The 18,964-nt window shown below is 65.0% G+C and carries 15 protein-coding genes; 14 read left to right on the top strand and 1 reads right to left on the bottom strand.

Translation table 11 applies throughout. The features are described from left to right. Nucleotides 1-8: 8 nt before the first annotated feature. From ACQRBR_RS03590 to ACQRBR_RS03540, 11 genes are all read left to right on the top strand, one after another. Entirely contained in the window at nucleotides 9-1,730 is a 1,722-nt protein-coding gene (locus ACQRBR_RS03590; RefSeq protein ID WP_303880266.1) for a sensor histidine kinase, read from the top strand. A 1-nt stretch (nucleotide 1,731) separates the two neighbouring features. Beyond that, on the top strand, nucleotides 1,732-2,142 hold the full coding sequence (locus tag ACQRBR_RS03585) for a response regulator (RefSeq protein WP_303880267.1): 411 nt from the start codon (nucleotides 1,732-1,734) through the stop codon (nucleotides 2,140-2,142). A 1-nt stretch (nucleotide 2,143) separates the two neighbouring features. Further along, on the top strand, nucleotides 2,144-2,800 hold the full coding sequence (locus ACQRBR_RS03580) for a sensor histidine kinase (RefSeq protein WP_303880270.1): 657 nt from the start codon (nucleotides 2,144-2,146) through the stop codon (nucleotides 2,798-2,800). A 41-nt stretch (nucleotides 2,801-2,841) separates the two neighbouring features. Further along, nucleotides 2,842-3,315: a response regulator gene (locus ACQRBR_RS03575; protein ID WP_006003526.1), complete on the top strand. Its 474-nt coding sequence runs from the start codon at nucleotides 2,842-2,844 to the stop codon at nucleotides 3,313-3,315. Nucleotides 3,316-3,419: 104 nt separating this feature from the next. Next, nucleotides 3,420-4,562: a sensor histidine kinase gene (locus tag ACQRBR_RS03570; RefSeq protein WP_427812333.1), complete on the top strand. Its 1,143-nt coding sequence runs from the start codon at nucleotides 3,420-3,422 to the stop codon at nucleotides 4,560-4,562. A 409-nt stretch (nucleotides 4,563-4,971) separates the two neighbouring features. Further along, nucleotides 4,972-6,327 carry a ribosome biogenesis GTPase Der gene (gene der, locus ACQRBR_RS03565; protein WP_040368902.1) on the top strand — a complete coding sequence of 452 codons (1,356 nt, stop codon included), beginning with the start codon at nucleotides 4,972-4,974 and terminating at the stop codon, nucleotides 6,325-6,327. Nucleotides 6,328-6,494: 167 nt separating this feature from the next. Continuing rightward, nucleotides 6,495-7,625: a branched-chain amino acid ABC transporter substrate-binding protein gene (locus ACQRBR_RS03560; protein WP_303880276.1), complete on the top strand. Its 1,131-nt coding sequence runs from the start codon at nucleotides 6,495-6,497 to the stop codon at nucleotides 7,623-7,625. A gap of 88 nt (nucleotides 7,626-7,713) precedes the next feature. Beyond that, entirely contained in the window at nucleotides 7,714-8,622 is a 909-nt protein-coding gene (locus tag ACQRBR_RS03555; RefSeq protein WP_168935217.1) for an ABC transporter permease subunit, read from the top strand. Between the two features lie 9 nt (nucleotides 8,623-8,631). After that, nucleotides 8,632-9,864: an ABC transporter permease subunit gene (locus ACQRBR_RS03550; RefSeq protein ID WP_303880342.1), complete on the top strand. Its 1,233-nt coding sequence runs from the start codon at nucleotides 8,632-8,634 to the stop codon at nucleotides 9,862-9,864. Then, a complete protein-coding gene (locus ACQRBR_RS03545) occupies nucleotides 9,861-10,649 on the top strand; it encodes an ABC transporter ATP-binding protein (protein WP_006003508.1) in 789 nt (262 codons plus the stop codon). Before ACQRBR_RS03550 ends, ACQRBR_RS03545 begins: the two co-directional genes overlap by 4 nt. Next, nucleotides 10,642-11,346: an ABC transporter ATP-binding protein gene (locus ACQRBR_RS03540; protein WP_006003506.1), complete on the top strand. Its 705-nt coding sequence runs from the start codon at nucleotides 10,642-10,644 to the stop codon at nucleotides 11,344-11,346. Before ACQRBR_RS03545 ends, ACQRBR_RS03540 begins: the two co-directional genes overlap by 8 nt. A gap of 416 nt (nucleotides 11,347-11,762) precedes the next feature. Here ACQRBR_RS03540 and ACQRBR_RS03535 read toward each other — a convergent pair whose 3' ends face one another. Beyond that, entirely contained in the window at nucleotides 11,763-12,848 is a 1,086-nt protein-coding gene (locus tag ACQRBR_RS03535; RefSeq protein WP_427812332.1) for a glycosyltransferase family protein, read from the bottom strand. Nucleotides 12,849-12,987: 139 nt separating this feature from the next. Here ACQRBR_RS03535 and ACQRBR_RS03530 point away from each other — a divergent pair, with 139 nt between their 5' ends. The 3 genes from ACQRBR_RS03530 (at nucleotide 12,988) to ACQRBR_RS03520 (ending at nucleotide 18,871) form a co-directional block, all read left to right on the top strand. Then, nucleotides 12,988-14,259: a metallophosphoesterase family protein gene (locus tag ACQRBR_RS03530; RefSeq protein WP_427812331.1), complete on the top strand. Its 1,272-nt coding sequence runs from the start codon at nucleotides 12,988-12,990 to the stop codon at nucleotides 14,257-14,259. Further along, nucleotides 14,259-18,209: an AAA family ATPase gene (locus tag ACQRBR_RS03525; protein WP_427812330.1), complete on the top strand. Its 3,951-nt coding sequence runs from the start codon at nucleotides 14,259-14,261 to the stop codon at nucleotides 18,207-18,209. The genes ACQRBR_RS03530 and ACQRBR_RS03525 overlap by 1 nt, the downstream gene beginning before the upstream one ends. Nucleotides 18,210-18,490: 281 nt before the next feature. Further along, the gene (locus tag ACQRBR_RS03520; protein ID WP_204673845.1) at nucleotides 18,491-18,871 is read left to right on the top strand and encodes a GtrA family protein; all 381 of its coding nucleotides are present in this window, start codon (nucleotides 18,491-18,493) and stop codon (nucleotides 18,869-18,871) included. The last annotated feature ends 93 nt before the right edge of the window (nucleotides 18,872-18,964 follow it).

Below are 18,964 nucleotides of genomic sequence, written 5' to 3'. Positions count from 1 at the left end.
GAGGTCGCATGTTTTCTGCAATCAAAGCGTATTTCGGGCATCTGCTGGAAGTGCCGGACGCCGTATCACCAGCGCGTTACCGCTCACTGCGGCGCATCATGACCATCCTGATGGTCACGGTGTCGGTGACGCCGCTGCTGATCCTCACCGGTATCAACCACGCCCAGTACATGAGCACCCTGGAACGGGAGATGGAGAACCCGCTCTACGCCATGGTGCGCAAATCGCAGGCCTCGCTGGAGCTTTTCCTCGGCGAGCGGGCCTCCACCGTCAGTCTGATCGCCCATGCCTACAGCTTTGACGACCTGACCAACGAGCAGACCCTCAACCGCGTCTTCCTGGCGCTCAAGAGCGAGTTCCAGGGCTTCGTGGACATGGGCCTGGTGGATGTGAACGGGCGGCAGGTGGCCTATGTGGGCCCCTACAAGCTCAAGGACGCCGACTACGCCGGACAACCCTGGCTCAGCGAGGCCCAGGTCAAGGGCCGCTACATCAGCGACGTCTTCCTGGGGCTGCGCGGCTTCCCGCACATGGTCATCGCCGTGCACCGCATGGAAGAGAGCGGCCGGGAATGGACCCTGCGCGTGACCATCGACACCTCCCGGCTGGAACGCCTGGTGGCGGCCGTGGGCCTGATGCAGGATACCGACGCCTTCCTCTGTGACAGCCGGGGCGTGCTCCAGACCAACTCCCGTTTCTACGGCAAGGTGCTGGACAAGCTGCCCCTGACCCTGCCGCCCCAGTCCTTCGAGACCACGGTGCGGCCCTGGAAGGACGACAGCGGACAGGATCTCATGGTGGCCTATACCAGCCTGGCGGGCACGGACTTCATGCTCCTGGCCGTCAAGCCCACCCTGGACATCTACAAACCCTGGACGGCCCTGCGCAGCGAACTGCTGCTGGTCTTCTGCGGCGGCATCGCCATCATCGTGCTGGTCTCGCACCTGCTGATGAAGCATCTGGTGGGACGCCTGCAGGCCAGCGACGAACGCCGCGTGGCGGTCTTCGCCCAGATGGAACACAACCAGAAGCTCTCCTCCATCGGCCGGCTGGCAGCCGGGGTGGCCCACGAGGTCAACAACCCCCTGGCCGTCATAAACGAAAAGGCGGGCCTTGGTCTCGACCTGCTGCACATGAGCGGCAACTTCGAGCGCAAGGACAGGCTCATCAGCCTGCTGGAGGCCATCGAGAGCACCGTGGAACGTGCCCGCGGCATCACCCACCGTCTGCTGGGCTTTGCCCGGCGCATGGAGGCCAACCGCCAGGAACTGAGCGTGCCCGAAGTGCTGACCGAGACCATGGGCTTTCTGGAACGCGGCGCCAAGAACCGCGGCGTGACCATCGGCACGGACTTTGCCGAAGGCCTGCCGGACATCGTGTCTGACCGCGGCCAGCTGCAGCAGGTCTTCCTCAACATCATGGGCAATGCCCTGGATGCGGTGCCTGACGGCGGCAAGGTGGACATCGCCTGCAGCCAGACGGCCAACGGCGGGCTGCTGGTGCGCGTCACCGACAACGGCAAGGGAATGAGCCCGGAAGTGATCAAGCACATCTTCGAGCCCTTCTATTCCACCAAGAAGGAGAAGGGCAACGGTCTGGGCATGTTTATCACCTACGGCATCGTGCGCCGTCTCGGCGGCGAGATCACCGTGGACAGCACCGAAGGCAAGGGCACGACGGTCAGCATCACGCTGCCGCTTACACCGCCGGAACGTCCTGTGGAGGCTTGAGATGGCACTGCGTGTATTGTTGGCCGATGACGAGAAGGAATTCGTGGAGACCCTGGCCGAACGTCTGGATCTGCGCGGTATCGAAGTACGGGTGGCCCTGGACGGCAAGACGGCCCTGACCACCCTGGACGAAATGGCGGCCGCGGAGGCCCTGCCCGACGTGATGGTGGTGGATCTGCTCATGCCCGGCATGACCGGGGACGCCGTCCTCCAGCAAGTGCGCCAGAAGTACCCCGGCCTGCCGGTCATCGTGCTCACGGGGCATGACTCCGTGGACGATTCCGGCGACAGCCCCGTGGCCAGTGCCTTCGCCTGCCTGACCAAGCCGCTGAGCCTGGGCATGTTCCTGGAAACGCTGGAAGCCGCTGCCCGTTCCGGCGGCACCGGCAGCGACAAGGCCAGGGGGGCGTAGCATGACCGATTCGCAATGCATGGGACGTCTGCTGGCCTCGGCCACGCACGACATGCGCAATGTGCTGGCCGTGATCCGCGAATCCGCCGGACTGGCGCAGGACATGGTGCAGCTGGCCGCCGGGGCCGACAAGTCCGCCGACCCGCGCGTCATCAAGGCCCTGAAGGAAGCCCAGCAGCAGATCCTGCGGGGCGCGGCCCTGGCCGAGTGCATGGAGTACCTGGCCCAGGTCAGCCACAGCGAGAACGAGAACGCGCCCTGCGACCTGGCGCGTGTGGCCAGCACCTTCTGCCTCATGGCGGCCCGTCGGGCCCGCGCCGTGCAGATGGTGCTGGAATCTGCCGACAGCGAAGAACCCGTATGGTCCGCCGTGCCCGCCCTGGCGGTGCTGCGTGCCCTGCTGGACATCTTCGACCTGTGCGCCTCCGTGGGCGGGCAGGTGAAGCTCCGCTTTTCCGCCGGTCGCCAGAACAAGGTGGAAGGCATCATCATCGAAGTTTGCGACGGCGCCAATCGCGACATGGCCCTGGCGGCCCTGACGGGCAGCCCCCTGCTCAACGCCCGGCCCCGGCCCGGCTGGCAGGCCCTGCTGATGCCCTGGCGCGATCCGGCACAGCGCTTTTTCCTCTCCATTTCCGCTTGCGGAAGTGAAGACTAGAACGACATTTTTCCCGGCATCACCGGGTGAAGGAGAATGGCATGAGCAAGGAAGAGATCAAGATTCTGCTGGTAGACGACGAAAAACAGTTTGTGGACACGCTTGCCGAGCGCCTTGCCATGCGCGGTTTTTCAGCGCGCGTGGCCTATGACGGCCCGCAGGCCCTCAAAGCCGTTGAAGAGCCCACCGACGTCATCGTCCTGGACCTGCGCATGCCCGGCATGGACGGTTTCGAAGTGCTGCGCAGCGTCAAGAAGAGCAACCCCCAGGTGCAGGTCATCATCCTGACCGGTCACGGCGGTGATGCCGAAGAACAGACGGCCTACCGCATGGGCGCCTACAACTTCCTTAAGAAACCCATGGACATCGACGAGCTGCTGAACAGCATCCGCATGGCCTACCGCGACAAGGTGGAGAACGCCATGGTGGCCGTCAGCCTGGCCGAAGGCGGCGATTTCGACGCCGCTCAGGATGTCCTCAACGAAAAAGACCTCCTGGCCGAGCACAAGCTTTAGGCCGCCATTGCCCCTGTCCGGCGGCAGCACCGCCGGACAGGAAAGATCCCGCACGCTCCGGGCGTGCATCATGTTGACGCATTGTCGCAAGGGGGAAAGACGTCATGCGTGTACTCATCGTCGACGACGAACAGGCCTTTGCCGAACCGCTGGCACAGCGCCTGGAGCTGCGCGGTATCGAGGCTGCCGTGGCCGGCGATGCGGAAACGGCCCTGGGCATGCTCGCCCGGCAGGAATGGGATCTGGTCTTCCTGGATGTCTGCCTGCCGGGTATGGACGGCGTCTCCCTGCTCAAGCTCCTGCAGGAACATGAACCGCGTCCCGATGTGGTCATGCTCTCCGGTGCCACGGAGATGAGCCAGGCGGTCAAGGCCATGCGGCGCGGCGCGCTCAACTGGCTTGCCAAGCCCGTCTCGCTGGATGCGGTGCTGGAAGAATGCCGCAAGGCCCGGGAGCGGGCCGAGTCCCGGCGCCAGGCCCGGCGTCTGGCCGAAGAAGCCCGCCTGCGCAGTCTGGGCCGCATCGCCGAAGGTGTGGCCCACGAAGTCAACAACCCCCTGAACATCATCGTTCAGGCCGCGGGCCTCATGGGCGACAGCCTGGACAGCCCCGAGGCCGAGGCCCTGCCCGACATCGAGGACCTGCGCGAGTCCCTCAAGGCCATCGTGACCCAGAGCATGCGCGTGCGCGAGATCACCCGCAAGCTGCTCATGGCCGGTGTGGGCCTGGACCCCCGCAGCGCGCCCATGGACGTGCAGGCCGTGGTCTCCCGTGTCCTGACCCTGCTGCAGGGCCGCATGGACAGCCTCAAGGTGACCTGCCGGCTGCACTTCCCGCCGGAATGGGGCGAGGGGGCGCCCCGTCCCCTGGGCTCCGCGCTGGAACTGGAGCAGATCTGCCTGCATCTGGTGGAAAACGCTCTGGACGCCATGCTTGAGGGCGGCACGCTGGACATCGGCGCCCGGCTGCTGCCCGCCGATGACGACGGCACCACCTGGTACGAACTTTCGGTGGCCGACAGCGGTACCGGCATCGCTGACGACATCATGCCCCATATTTTCGAGCCCTTCTTCACCACCCACCGTCAGGCGGGGCGGGCTGCGGGCCTGGGCCTTTCCGTGGCCACGGGCCTTGCCCACGGTCGCGGCGGCCAGATCACGGCGGCCAACCGCCCCGAAGGCGGGGCCCTGTTCCGCCTGCTGCTGCCCCTGCCCGCCAGCGAGAGCCGGAGCGAGGGCAACGAGTGAGTGCTTTCCGCACCACATTTTTCCCCAAGGCCCCCTCTCCGGGCCACGGCCGCTCCGGCGGCCCCCAGCGATCAGCCACACCCACACAGTCCCTGCAGGCCCTTCGGACCGGCAGGGGCTGTTTTTTTACGACTGCCCGGAACGGATTTTTGCCGCCCTGGCAGCTTCCTGAAAAAATGCCTGTCATCCCGATATGTTACCTGCCCGCATCCTGCCGACTCCGGCAAATGCGCCCGCGAGGCATTTTTTTCTTTTCAAACGGCCTCAAGGATGCTACACAAGCGCAGCGTGTGGCGCTCACCCCGCTTTGAGGGGCCTTTTTTCCATCCCGTTTCTCCGTGCGCCATGCCCGCCGCCCCGTGCGGCCCCATTTCCGCAACAACGGCCCGTCATGGCCGAAGGGAGACCCATGTCCTCATTACCCTGCATCGTTCTGGTGGGACGCCCCAACGTGGGCAAGTCCACTCTGTTCAACCGCCTGATCCGCAGCAACCGCGCCATCACCCATGACCGTCCCGGCGTGACCCGCGACCGCATGGAAGGTGTGGTCCGCCGCAAGGGCCATCCTGATTTCGGCATCGTGGATACCGGCGGCATCACCCTGGATGCCCATGCCATGGTCACCGAAGGCCCCGAAGGCATCCGCGGCTTCGAGTCCGACATCCTGCGCCAGGCCGAGGCGGCCATGAAGGACGCCTGTGCCGTGGCCTTCGTGGTGGACGGCCGTGACGGCCTGCTGCCCCTGGACGAATATCTGGCGGCCCACATCCGCCGCATGGGCCTGCCCACCCTTTGCGTGGTCAACAAGGTGGACGGTCTGGAAAAGGAAGACGAGCTGCTGGCCGAGTTCCACAGCCTGGGCTTCCCCCTGCTGCCGGTCTCGGCCGAGCACGGGCACAACATCCGCGCCCTCACCGAAGAACTGGCCGACCTGCTGCCCGATGATTACGAGGCCGAACACGAGCCCCCGGCCCTGCGCCTGGCCATGCTGGGCCGCCCCAACGCGGGCAAGTCCTCCATGATCAACGCCCTGGCCGGTGAGGAACGCATGATCGTCTCCGACGTGGCCGGCACCACCCGCGACAGCGTGGACGTGCGCTTCGAGCGCGACGGCCAGGATTACGTCTTTGTGGATACCGCCGGGGTGCGCCGTCGTACCAAGATCACGGACATCGTGGAAAAGTACTCCGTCAACGCGGCCCTCAAATCCACCACCAAGGCCGACGTGACCCTGCTGACCCTGGACGCCACCGAAGGCGTGAGCCAGCAGGACAAGCGCCTTATGGATCTGCTGGATACCCGCAAGATCCCCTTCATGGTGCTGGTCAACAAGTGCGACCTGGTGCCCGCCGGGCAGCTCAAGCAGCTGCTGCAGAACGTGAGCGAGATGCTGGCCTTCTGCAAGCATGTGCCCATCCTTACGGTCTCGGCCCTCAAGGGCACGGGCCTGAACAAGATCCTGCCCATGGCCCGCAAAATCCATGAGGAATGCGCCATCCGCGTGCCCACCGGCCAGCTCAACCGGGCCATGGAAGAAGTGCTGACCCGCCACCAGCCCCCGGTGGTCAAGCGCGTGCGCGCCAAGTTCTTCTATCTGACCCAGGCCGAGTCCCAGCCGCCGACCTTCGTCTTTTTCGTCAGTGACGCCGACCGCGTGCCGGAAAGCTATGCCCGCTATCTGGAACGCGCCCTGCGCCGCATCTTCGGCATCACGCATGCGCCCATGCGCCTGCACCTGCGTTCCAGCCACAAGAAATCACAGTAGATATGTGGCCGTGCGGGGGAGATGGATTTGTGTGTCCATCCGGCAAACCGCATTGACAGGAATCAGATAAAGATGCAATAGAAAGGGCTTATACTGCCGCAAGGTAGACGTCGCTTTGCTGTTGTGCGACGCCCGGCAGTGCATGGAGTCTCTCAAGGAGGGAGAAAATGAAAAAGTGCATGACCTGGCTCATGGCCGCGCTGTGCAGCGTTGCCGTTGCGGCTCCTGCCATGGCCGCCGACACCATCAAAATCGGCGTGCAGGGCGCCCATTCCGGCGACCTGGCCTCGTACGGCGTTCCCAGCCTCAATGCCGCCAAGATCGTCATTGAAGAAGCCAACGCCAAGGGCGGCGTGCTGGGCAAGAAGATCGAACTGGTGTCCCAGGACGACCAGTGCAAGCCCGAACTGGCCACCAACGCCGCGACCAAGCTGATCTCCGACAAGGTCGTGGCCATCATGGGCCCCATCTGCTCCGGCGCCACCAACGCCTCCCTGCCCATGTTTGAAAGCGCCAACATCATCAGCATCTCCCCCACGGCCACCACGCCTGCCCTGACCCTGGAAGGCAAGCACCCCCTGTTCCTGCGCACCGTGGCCAACGACAATGCCCAGGCCCAGCTGACCAGCAGCTACATCATCGAAGTGCTGAAGGCCAAGAAGGTCGCCTACCTGCATGACAACGGCGAATACGGCAAGGGCTTTGCCCAGCAGAACCGCGGCATCCTCGAAAAGGCCGGTATCGAGACCGTCCTGTTCGAAGCCGTGACCCCCGACGCCGTGGACTTCTCCGCCGTGGTGCGCAAGCTGCGTCGCGCCAAGGCCGACGTCCTGATCTTCGGCGGCTACCAGAACACCGCCTCCAAGCTGGTGCAGCAGATGCGCCGCGACCGCGTCAAGACCCCCCTCATCGGTCCTGACGGCGTGAAGGACGAAACCTTCCTCAAGATGACCGGCAAGGACAGCGAAGGCGTCATGGCCTCCTATCCCAAGGATACCAGTACCCTGGATATGTACAAGCACGCCCGCGAAGCCCACGTCAAGCAGTTCGGCAGCGAGCCCGGCTTCGGTTACTACAACGCCTATGCCGCCACCCAGGCCCTCATCAAGGCCATCGAAGTGGCCGGCAGCACCGAGACCGACAAGATCATGGCCGCTCTGAAGAGCACCGAAGTGGACACCCCTCTGGGCAAGATGTCCTTCAACAAGGCCGGTGACGCCACCGGTCTGGGCCTGTCCGTCTACGTGGTGAAGGACGGCAAGTTCGTCGAAAGCGACCACAGCATCACTCTGCATTAATAGGATACTATGGCGCACGGGCGCGGAGGCATGGCCTCCGCGCCCTCTTGCCCGCTGCGCCCGGGTAAACCGCAGCCCCTGTAACGGCATGGACTTCCAGTACTTTATCGAACTTTTCTTCGGCGGCCTCACACGCGGCAGCATCTATGCCCTCATCGCCCTGGGCTACACGCTGGTGTACGGCATCATCGAACTGATCAACTTCGCACACGGCGAAATCTACATGCTGGGCGCCTTCACGGCCCTGCTGGTAGCCGGTGTGCTAGGCATCGTCGGTTTCCCCGCCGGAGGCATCCTCATCGTTGCGGCCCTCGCGGCCGTGGTCTGGAGCGCGGCCTACGGCTATACTCTGGAAAAGGTGGCCTACAAACCCCTGCGCGGCGCCCCGCGTCTGTCGCCCCTCATTTCGGCCATCGGCATGTCCATCTTCCTACAGAACTATGTGCTGCTGGCGCAGACCTCTGACTATGTCCCCTTCCCCCGCCTGCTGCCGGAGATGGAGTTTCTGGATTACTTGGGCAACATCATGGGCCCCAGTGATTTCCTGATCCTCGTCACCAGCACGCTGGCCATGGTCTCCCTGAGCCTGTTCATCCGCTATACCCGCATGGGCAAGGCCATGCGCGCCACCGCGCAGAACCGCAAGATGGCCCTGCTGCTGGGCATCAATGCCGACCGCATCATCTCGCTCACCTTCATCGTCGGCTCGGCTCTGGCGGCCCTGGGCGGCGTGCTTATCGCCTCCCACATGGGACAGGTCAACTTCGGCATCGGCTTCCTGGCCGGCCTCAAGGCCTTTACGGCCGCGGTGCTCGGCGGCATCGGTTCCATCCCCGGTGCCATGGTGGGCGGCCTTGTGCTGGGTATCGCCGAGAGCATGACCACCGGCTACCTGTCGGGCAACTATGAGGATGCCCTGGCCTTTGCCCTGCTCATCCTCATCCTCATCTTCCGTCCCGACGGCATCCTCGGCAAAGCGAAAGTGCAGAAGGTGTAGCCAATCATGATGCAATATCTTACAAAAGCCCTTTTGGCTGCCTGTTGGTTCATGCTCCTGACCTTCCCGGTCATGGGCATCAAGCTCAACAGCGTTGACCAGACCGTGGAATGGCAGTTCGACAGGGTCATCCTGCTGGGCGTGGCCATCTTCTTCCTTTCCATGCTCTGGAACTGGTGTTTCAGCCGCAAGGCTCGCGGCATCCCGCTGATCCGCCTGCCCGAAGGCCTGGGCAAGGGCCTGCACAGCCTGGTCACCCTGCCCAACCGCAATACCACCACCCGTCTGACCAGCCTCGGCCTGCTGCTGGCCGTCATGATCGCCATGCCTCTGGTGAGCTCCTTCTACCAGACCAACATCATGATCTCGGCCATGCTCTATGTCATCCTGGCCCTGGGCCTGAACATCGCCGTGGGCATCGCCGGTCAGCTGGTGCTGGGCTATGTGGCCTTCTACGCCGTGGGCGCCTATTCCTACGCCCTGCTTAACCAGGCGTTCGGCCTGGGCTTCTGGGCCTGTCTGCCCGTGGGCGGCTTCATGGCCATCGTTTTCGGCCTGGCCCTGGGCTTCCCCGTGCTGCGCCTGCGCGGTGACTATCTGGCCATCGTGACCCTGGGCTTCGGCGAGATCGTGCGCCTGGTGCTGCTCAACTGGACCAGCCTCACCGGCGGTTCCGGCGGCATCAAGAACATCCCCGGCCCCTCCTTCTTCGGCCAGGAGCTGGAGATCGCCGCCAACACCATCTTCATCTACTATCTGGTGCTGCTGGCCGTGATCCTGACCATCATCGTCATCAGCCGCCTCAAGAACTCCCGTGTGGGTCTTGCCCTGCAGGCCCTGCGTGAAGACGAGATCGCCTGTGAGGCCATGGGCATCGACCTGGCCCGCGTCAAGCTCTCGGCCTTTGCCCTGAGCTCCTGCTGGGCCGGTTTCGCCGGCGTCATCTTCGCGGCCAAGACCACCTTCATCAACCCCGCCAGCTTCACCTTCATGGAATCGGCCATGATCCTCTCCATGGTGGTGCTGGGCGGCATGGGCTCCATCGTGGGCGTGGTCATCGCCGCCACCATCCTCATCCTGGCTCCCGAATACCTGCGTGCCTTCTCCGAGTACCGCATGCTGATCTTCGGCGCCATCATGGTCATCATGATGATCTTCCGGCCCCAGGGCCTCGTCACCGGTGAGCGCCGCCGCTACCGCATCACCGCCCTGCAGGGCGGCAACAAAGGAGAACGCGCATGAAACCCGTCCTTGAAGTCAAGGGCCTGACGCGTGACTTCGGCGGTCTGCGCGCCCTCAACGAGCTGGACCTGACCGTCAACGAAGGCGAGATCGTGGCCCTCATCGGCCCCAACGGCGCCGGCAAGACCACCTTCTTCAACTGCGTCACCGGCATCTACAAGCCCACGGAAGGCACCGTGCACCTGTACGGCGCCAACGGCGAGAAGCATCTGCTCAACGGACGCAAGCCCCACCTCATCACGGCGCTGGGCATGGCCCGCACCTTCCAGAACATCCGTCTGTTCAGCGACATGACCGTGCTGGAAAACGTGATGATCGGCCGCCACTGCCGCACCAAGGCCGGCATCTGGGGCGCGCTGACCCGCAACCCCGCCACCCGCCGCGAAGAGCAGGAATCCATCGACATCTCCTACAGCCTGCTGGAGACCGTGCACCTGCAGGATCTGTGGAACGAAAAGGCCTGCAACCTGGCCTACGGTGCCCAGCGCCGTCTGGAGATCGCCCGCGCCCTGGCCACCGAGCCCCGCATGCTGCTGCTGGACGAACCCGCCGCCGGCATGAACCCGCAGGAAACCAACGAGCTCAAGGATCTGGTGCTCCAGATCCGCGCGGACCGGGATCTTTCCATCCTGCTTATCGAGCACGACATGGGCATGGTCATGTCCCTGTCCGACCGCATCTATGTCATGGAATACGGTTCGCGCATCGCTGCCGGCACTCCCGCGGAAGTGCGCAGCAACCCGCGCGTCATTCAGGCCTATCTGGGAGAAAGCGAAGATGCTTGAAGTCAAGGGCATTGATACCTACTACGGCAACATCCAGGCCCTGCGCGACGTTTCCCTGCGCGTGGATGACGGCGAGATCGTGACCCTCATCGGTGCCAACGGCGCCGGCAAGTCCACCACGCTCATGACCATCTGCGGCATCAACCGGCCGCGCAAGGGCGAGATCCTCTGGAACGGCGAGCCCATCCACGAGCTGCCCCCGCACGAGATCGTCCGCCTGGGCATCTCGCAGGTGCCCGAAGGCCGCCTCATCTTCCCCGACCTGAGCGTACGCGAGAACCTCGACCTGGGCGCCTTCCTGCGCAACGACGTGCAGGGCATCAAGGAAGACATGGACTATGTGTTCGACCTCTTCCCCATCCTGGCCCAGCGCCGCAAGCAGACCGGCGGCACCCTGTCCGGTGGCGAACAGCAGATGCTGGCCATCAGCCGCGCCCTCATGGCCCGGCCCAAGCTGCTCCTGCTGGACGAACCCTCGCTGGGCCTTGCGCCCATCATCATCCAGCAGATCTTCCAGATCATCCAGCGCGTCAACGCCAACGGCACCACGGTCTTCCTGGTGGAACAGAACGCCAACCAGGCCCTGCGCATCGCCCACCGCGGCTATGTGATGGAGAACGGCCGTATCGTCACCAGCGACAGCGCCGAGAACCTGCTCAAGAGCGAGGACGTGCGTTCCGCCTATCTGGGCATGTAAAATCAAGGGATCGTCACTGCCCTGCCGGGCAGTATTGTTGGAAGGGAAGGAGCCGCCTTGCGCGAAAGCTCCTTCCCTTTTTTGATGTTCGTGGCGCAGGATTGCAGCAAGCATGGTCTGGTTCGGCAGTATGCAGCCGTTCCGCTGACAGTTTGTTATCTCTTGCATCTCGTTGAAGAGTACTCCCCACATGCGTGAGGATAGACCGAGAACGCGCCGATGAGCTTGCCGACGAAGGCCGTATTCCCCACTCCCATGGGGATGGCCGAGCGAACATATGGACAAGGGGAATAACAAAGAGCCCCCCTGCGCGTGGAGCGCTCCACGTAAAACGCCTCTCCCGCATGAGACGGAAGAGGCGTTTTGCTATCATGGAAACAGGGATGGCATCCTTGCCGTGATGAAAGCTTTTTCTCCTACTCCACCACCTTCGGCGTGCCCGAGACCGGCAGGGTACCGGTACGAATGAAGGTATCCACCAGGCCGAAGACCAGGTCATTGCCGCAGAAATGCCCGCGCGCGATGGAGGCCCGGAACTCGGGCAGGCGTTCCTCGAAGCGGCGCAGCAAGGCGGGCTCCAGGCTCATCATGTCGGCCTGCATGCCGTAGTTCAGACGTTCGAGGTACAGGGCGTTGAAACACTGTTCCACCATGGCCTTGAGCGGCAGGCTCAGGATGGGCTTGCCCAGATGCAGGGCCTCGGTCATCAGCGTGTGACCGCCGCCCTGGATGACGTAGGAACAGCCTTCCAGCAGCTTGAGGAAGCCCTCTTCGCTCTTCTTCATGAAGATGACGTTGCCCTCGCGGCCTTCCGTCCGGTCATAGCCGAAGACATAGCAGGGGCGGTCCGTGGCCTGGAGCAAAAAGTCCACCAGCTTGCGGTGCGTGGAATTGCTCTGGTAGACCACCACATGGCCGTCGTCCCGGGGATTGAGGCGCAGCACGCTTTCGCGCAGGATGGGCGGCACCACGCGGGCGTGATAGCGGGGCTGCACCGGCGGCGCATAGAAAGAGACCAGCAAATTCTGCTCCGTGGGCCGGAACAGATAGCGGGGCGTGATGCCCTGCAGCAGGTGATCCCACCACATGCGCGGCGGCAGCCAGCCGTGGCGGCAGCAGGTGATGACGTGCTGATGGTCGAGGGTCAGGCAGTGCAGCCCGGCCTTCTCGGCCGCACGCGGCACGAAGTATTCCAGGTCCGTCATGCAGACGTCGGGCTTGAACTGGTCGATAAGGCGCAGCACTTCATCCACATAGCGCTGACGGTGCCAGAGCAACGGGATGGCCTTGCGCACCGTAGCGCCCACATCCACCTGATAGTTGCGGAACACCGTGCCCAGGTTGGGGATGCGGTGCACCCGGAATTCGGGCTCCAGTATCTTGGGGGCGTCGTCATTGGCCACGAACAGAAATTCGTGTGCGCCCAGACGGCGGGCGATGGTCAGCCCGCGCATGGCATGGCCATGCCCTGTCCCGTGGATGCCGTAAAGGATTCGCGCCATTCTTTCCCCCTGTGGTATAAACGCTAGTCATACCAACGGGCTTTGACAGCGTCAACCGCGCACGCCTCCACGCGCGCAACTTGTCCTGCCGCCGGAAAAAACATATCTCTGCCGGAGGAGCCCACGCCAAGGACACGCCATGAACAGCCTCCGATACATCCATGCCGCCGACCTGCATCTGGACACCCCCTTCCTGGGCCTGAGCCGTACCGATGCCGGAGAGGCCCTGCAAGCGCAGCTGCGCGACGCCACCTTCACGGCCCTGCAACGCCTGTTCGACCAGTGCGAGCACCTGCGGCCGGACTTTCTCGTCCTGGCCGGGGACATCTACAATCAGGAAGAGCACAGCGTCAAAGCCCAGCTGGCCCTGCGCGACGGCTGTGTGCGCCTGCAGGCCTGCGGCATCCCGGTCTTCTGGGCCCACGGCAACCATGACCCGCTGGACTCGCGGCTGAAGACCGTGGACTGGCCCGACAACGTGACCATCTTCGGCCCGGAGCCCGAACAGCATGTGCTGTACCGGGACGGGGCTCCCCTTGCCGTGATCCACGGCATCAGCCATGCCCGCATCAGGGAGGCCCGCAACCTGGCCCTCCTTTTCCACCGCCGGCCGGACGCAGCCTGCTTCCAGCTGGGCGTGCTGCATTGCAGCGTGGAAGGCAGCCCCACACAGGACAGGTACGCCCCCTGCTCGCTGGACGATCTGCGCGCCGCCGGTCTGGATGCCTGGGCCCTGGGCCATGTGCACGAACGCCGCACCCTGGCGCGCCATCCCTTCATCGCCTATCCCGGCAATGCCCAGGGACTCCACATCAATGAAGGCGGCCCGCGCGGCTGTCTGCTGGTCACTGCCGAGGCCTGCGACGGTGCTTTCTCCTGCCGGGAAGAATTCCTGCCGCTGGGGCCGGTGCAATGGCAGCGTCTAACCATCGGCCTGGATGCCGTGGACCGGCTCGATGCCGTGGAGGACAGATTACTGGAGGCCCTGACCACGGTCACGGAAAGCGCTGACGCATCCTGCACGCTCATGGTCGTGCGCCTTTGCCTGCAGGGGCGCACCCCGCTGGACAGCCTGCTGCGCCGTCCGGAGACCTGCCGCGACCTGCGGGAGCGCCTGCATCAGGCTCCCCTGCCTCTGCCTGTCCATATCAAGGACCTGTACGTGGAGACGGCCCCCGCTGTGGACATGGCCGCCTGCCTGCAACGTCAGGATCTGCTGGGCGAGGCCCTGCGCCTGGCGGAAGAGCTCGGACAGCAGCCCGAAGCGCTGGCCGCCTTTGCCGAAGAAGAGCTGGCGCCCCTGTTCCGGCACTACCCCACAGGGATGCTCGACATGCCGGAAGGGGAAGAGCTCCAAGGCCTGCTGGACGAAGCCCGCTATCTCTGCCTGGACATGCTGGAGGGAAAGTGATGCGCCTGCTCTCATTCCACGCAGACGGTTTCGGCATCCTCGCCCAAACGGGCGCCGAAGACCTCGGCCCGGGCATCAACATTTTTCTGGGCGGCAACGAAGCCGGCAAGTCCACCTGTCTGGCCTTCCTGCGGGCCATGCTCACCGGCTACCCCTCCGGGCGCAAGGAGCGTCAGGCCGGCCAGCCCCTGCGCGGCGGACAGGCCGGGGGCAGCCTGACGCTGGAAAGCGGCCTCCACGGCCTGCTGCACCTGCATCGCCGCCCCGGTCCGGGCAGCGGCCGTTTGCAGCTCACCGGCCCCGACGGGGCCCCTGTGCCGGAAAGCCTGCTGGAGCAACTCTTCCGGGGCATCGACCGTCAGGTCTACAGCAATGTTTTCGGCTTCAGTCTGGGGGAATTGCAGCGCTTCGAGAGCCTGGACGACGAGGCCGTGCGCCACGCCCTCTACGGGGCCAGCTTCGGCACGGGCCTGCGTTCCCCGGCCGATGTGCTGCGCGCCCTGCAACAGCAGGCCGACGCCATCTATCGCCCGCAGGGCCGCAAGCTGCCCCTCAACGTCCAGGCAGGCTGCTGGCAGGAGCTGCGGGCCCGCATCCGTCAGGCCGATGCCCAAAGTAGCAGCTACGACGCCCTGTGCGCCCAGTGGCAGCAGCGCAAACAGGATCTGGAAGACCTCCGCCGCCGCAAGACGGAGCTGGAGACCGCCCTGCGCCGTACGGAACGGCGCCTCTCGGTCTGGGAGCAGTGGCGGGAGTGGCATCTGCTGGGGATGCGGCTGGAGCGCCTTTCCGGCCTGCCGCAGGATTTCCCGCCGCAGGGACGCGAGCGTCTGGCCCGTCTGCGCGAACGGGAGGAGGAAGGGCAGCGTGCCCTGCAGGGCCTTCGGGAACAGTACGCGCGGACACGCGAACAACTCCGGGAGCTGTGCCCGGACCAGACCCTTGTGGCGGCTCAGCCCCGCCTGCGCGCCCTGACGGAACAGACCGCCACCTACCGGCAAGCCCTGACCGACCTGCCGCTGGCGCGTCTGCGCAAGGAACAGATCGCCCGCCGTCTGCAGGAAGAACTTTCCCGTCTGGGCCCTGACTGGGATTGCGCCCGCATCCGTGCCACAGACCGCTCTGTCTTCGGCCGGGAGGAAGTGGAACGGCAGGCCGCCACACTGGCGACCTGTACGACGGCCCTGCAGATGGCCCGCCAGCGGGAAGACGAGGCCGCCGCCGCACTGGCACAGGCTGAGGAGACCCATCAGGCACATCTGCAACGTCTGGAGGTCCTGCCCGACTGCCAGCCGCCTCTGGACAGCGGCCAGCAACGCCACCTGCAGCGCCTTCTGGAGAACTGGCAGGAAAAACAGGGAGACCTTCCCCGCTGGCAGCGACGGCAACAACGGGCCCGGGAAGCCTTTTCGCGTGCCTGCGCGCCGCTGCGCCTGGACGAAAACGACCTTGCCGGGCCGGAGCGGCTGCTCCGCCACAGGGACGAGGCCCTCGCGCTGGCCTCCCGCCTCGACCATCTGACGGACCGCTTGCGCAGCCTGCGGGAACAGCAGGACCACACACGGCAGGAGCAGGACAAGCTGCAACAGCGCGAGACGACCCTTGTCCAGGCCATCGACCGGCATCCGGCCCTGGAGCAGGAAGCCCTGGATCGTTTTGCTGCCGCCGTGCGGCATTGCCGTACGCTCCGCTCCGGGATCGCCGCCGAGACGGTCCGGCAGGAAGGGCTGACACAGCAGGCCCAACAGCTGGAGCGTCCTCTGACAGGCGGCAGCCTGCCCCTGCTCTGCATGGGCATCGTGCTCCTGCTCTCCGGTCTGGCCCTTCTGCTGGCCGGACAGTGGGCCCCGGAGCTGCTCTCCTGGCCCGGAATAACGGCCTCGCCCTGGGCAGGCGGACTGGCGGCGGTCTGCGGTCTTGCCCTGCTGGCAGGCGGCCTGCCCCATGCCGGGAAGGCGGAGCGCCATCGCCGGGAAGAAGCGGCGCGCATCCGGCAGCTGCTGGAAGAAAGCACAGGACGCCTGCGGGAACAGCAGCACCGCCTTGCCCGTCTGCCCCTGCCGCGCAGCATGAACAACGAGATCCCGGATGCCGATGAACTGGAAAGCTGTCTGGAAAAACAGCAGACCGCGCGCCGCCAGCTGGATCAGCTCTTGCAGGAACACGACAGCCTGCGGCAGGAATTAAGGCGCGTCAGGCAAACGCTGGCCCGACTGGCCGAACAGGAGCAGGAACTCCTTGCCGCCATACAGGACGGGGAGAACCGCTGGCAGGACATGCTGCCCGCAGCCACGGCGACGGCCTTTGCCCCGGCAGCGGCAGGGCTGCTTTTCGAGCGGGCAGCCACCGCCGCCACACTGGCGGAGGCACTGCGCGCAGCCGGAGATGATGCAGGACATGCGGATTCTTCCCTGCAACAGGCGGAACAGGCTTTGCGCGATCTGTTGGCCCTGCTCCCTCCCGATGCCGCCTGCCCCAGCCTGCCGGAGGCTGTCCGCCGCGGCCTTGCTCTTTGCCGGGAAGCGGAGGAGGCCCGTGCCGGACATTCGCAGGCCGCTGCCGAGGCCGCGACCAGTGCCGGGCTGCTGGAACGTTGCCGCAAGGTACTGGAGGACAGCCGTTGCCGCACGCAGGAAGCGGCCCGCCAACTGGAGACGGCCCGGACCGCCTGGACCAGCGGCCTGCATTCTCTGGGCCTGCCGGAAGACCTGACGCCGGGGACCGTCCATGCGGTCCTGGACGGCATGGAGACCTGTTTACGCCTCGAAGAAGAGCTGCAACAGGAAGATTCGCATCTGCAGCGTCTGCACGGCGAAACAGAAGCCCTGCGGGCACCGCTGGCGGCCCTGCTGGAAGAAACGGGACGCCCCGTGCCGCCGCAGGATGCCGACTGGCTCCGGCATCTGGAAATGCTGGGCGAGGCGGCGGAGGACGCCCGCCACCGCGCCGCAGAGCAGGCCCGCCTGCGTCAGCTGCTGGATGAGCAGGAAACGGCCTGCCACCGTGCGGCAAGTGATCTGGACAGCATCCGTACCGAGCTGGCGGCCCTGTTGCATCAGGGGGAAGCCCGGGACGATGGGAATTTTTTGCAAACAGCCGCCCTGCTGGAAGAACGTCGCCAGACGGAGCAGCGTCGCCTGCTGCTGGAAGACAGCCTGCGCCTGGTGGCCGGGACGCAGCCGCTGGAAGCGTTTTTGTCTTCTTTCCGGGAAGAAGCCCGGGAGGAAGAGGAACAGGCCTGTGCAGGGCAGAAGAATCTGCTGGAGGGCTTGCATCAGGAAGAGGACGCACTGGCGGAAGACGTCGCGGCTCTGGGTGTGCGCGTGGAAGCCATGCGGCAGGACGGGACCCTGGCCGACCTGTTGCAGCAGGAAGCCGACCAGCGGGAAGAGCTGCAACGGCAGGCCCGCGCCTGGTGCCGCCTGCGTCTGGCCCATGCCCTGCTCCACAGGGCGAAGCTGGCCTTTGAGAAGGAACGCCAGCCCCGTGTCATCCGCCGTGCCGCGGCCATATTCCGGGACATCACCGCAGGGGCCTGGCAGGACGTGGGGGCCGTCGTGGGTGATTCCAGCCTGCGCGTCATGCCGCCGCAGGGCGAGCCCGTCAGCCCGGAGCAGCTGAGCCGGGGCACACAGGAGCAGCTTTATCTGGCTCTGCGTCTGGCCTACATCCAGGATCACGCGGCACAGGCCAGCCCCCTGCCGGTCATCATGGACGATGTGCTGGTGGACTTCGATCCCGGCCGGGCACGGCGCACGGCCCGCATCCTGGGGGACCTCAGCCAGGGAAGATACGGCCCCCGGCAGCAGATCCTCTTTTTCACCTGCCATCCCCATACGGCTGCCCTGCTGCGGGAAATCCAGCCCTCCGCCCCCCTCTTCCTGCTGGACAAGGGGCAGATCCGCTCCGCCGGACCGGAGGAACCGAAAGAAGAGATCGCACGCATCTGAGAGGTATTGCCGGTCACAAGCACAAACAGGCCCCGGAAGGACAGCAGCCGGTAAAGGAAGCGTCCTCCTACCGTACGGCTTGTGCTATCTGATGGCTCGCGGGGACTTGCGCTTTCCGCCACGCTGTCCCTGCGGTAGAGGGCTGCATGCCCCTTCTCTGCAGCGCAGGCATCTCAGGACTGGGGGCCCGCATGTTCCTCGTGCCGTCCTCCTGCCGTCCGGCTTGCGCCCCGGCGGGGAACAGGGTAAGTCAGGGCAGCCCCAATCCCAAAGGAGTTCTTATGTCCCTTGCCAGCCGTGGCGCGGAATTTTTCCGCTTCTGCATCGTGGGCGGCCTGACCTTCCTGGTGGACTACGGCCTGCTGTTCCTGCTGACCAGCGTGCTGGACGTCCACTATCTCTGGTCGTCCGCCTGGGCCTTCATCGTGGCCGTCATCGTCAATTATTACCTTTGCGTGTTCTTTGTCTTCCATCAGGCGGCACGCAGCTTCGCCCGGCAGGTAGTCTTTGTGGGTTCGAGCCTGGCCGGCCTGGGCATCAACCAGATCTGCATGTGGCTGCTGGTCGACAAGCTGGCCCTGCATTACATGCTGGCCAAAGTCGTGGCCACAGGCGTGGTCATGATCTGGAACTACATCATGAAGCGCAAGGCCCTCAGCTAGCCGGCCAGGGAGCTCTTGCCTCTCCTCGCCGCATCTGTCCAACACTGCCGCAAAAATGCAAAAAGCCGGGCAACAGCCCGGCTTTCTTCATTG

Origin of the sequence: Desulfovibrio sp. SGI.133 (assembly GCF_050313955.1) — a bacterium.
GTDB lineage: Bacteria > Desulfobacterota > Desulfovibrionia > Desulfovibrionales > Desulfovibrionaceae > Desulfovibrio.
The sequence above is the reverse complement of the archived record's forward strand: the minus strand, read 5'-3'. Positions and strand labels throughout refer to the sequence as shown.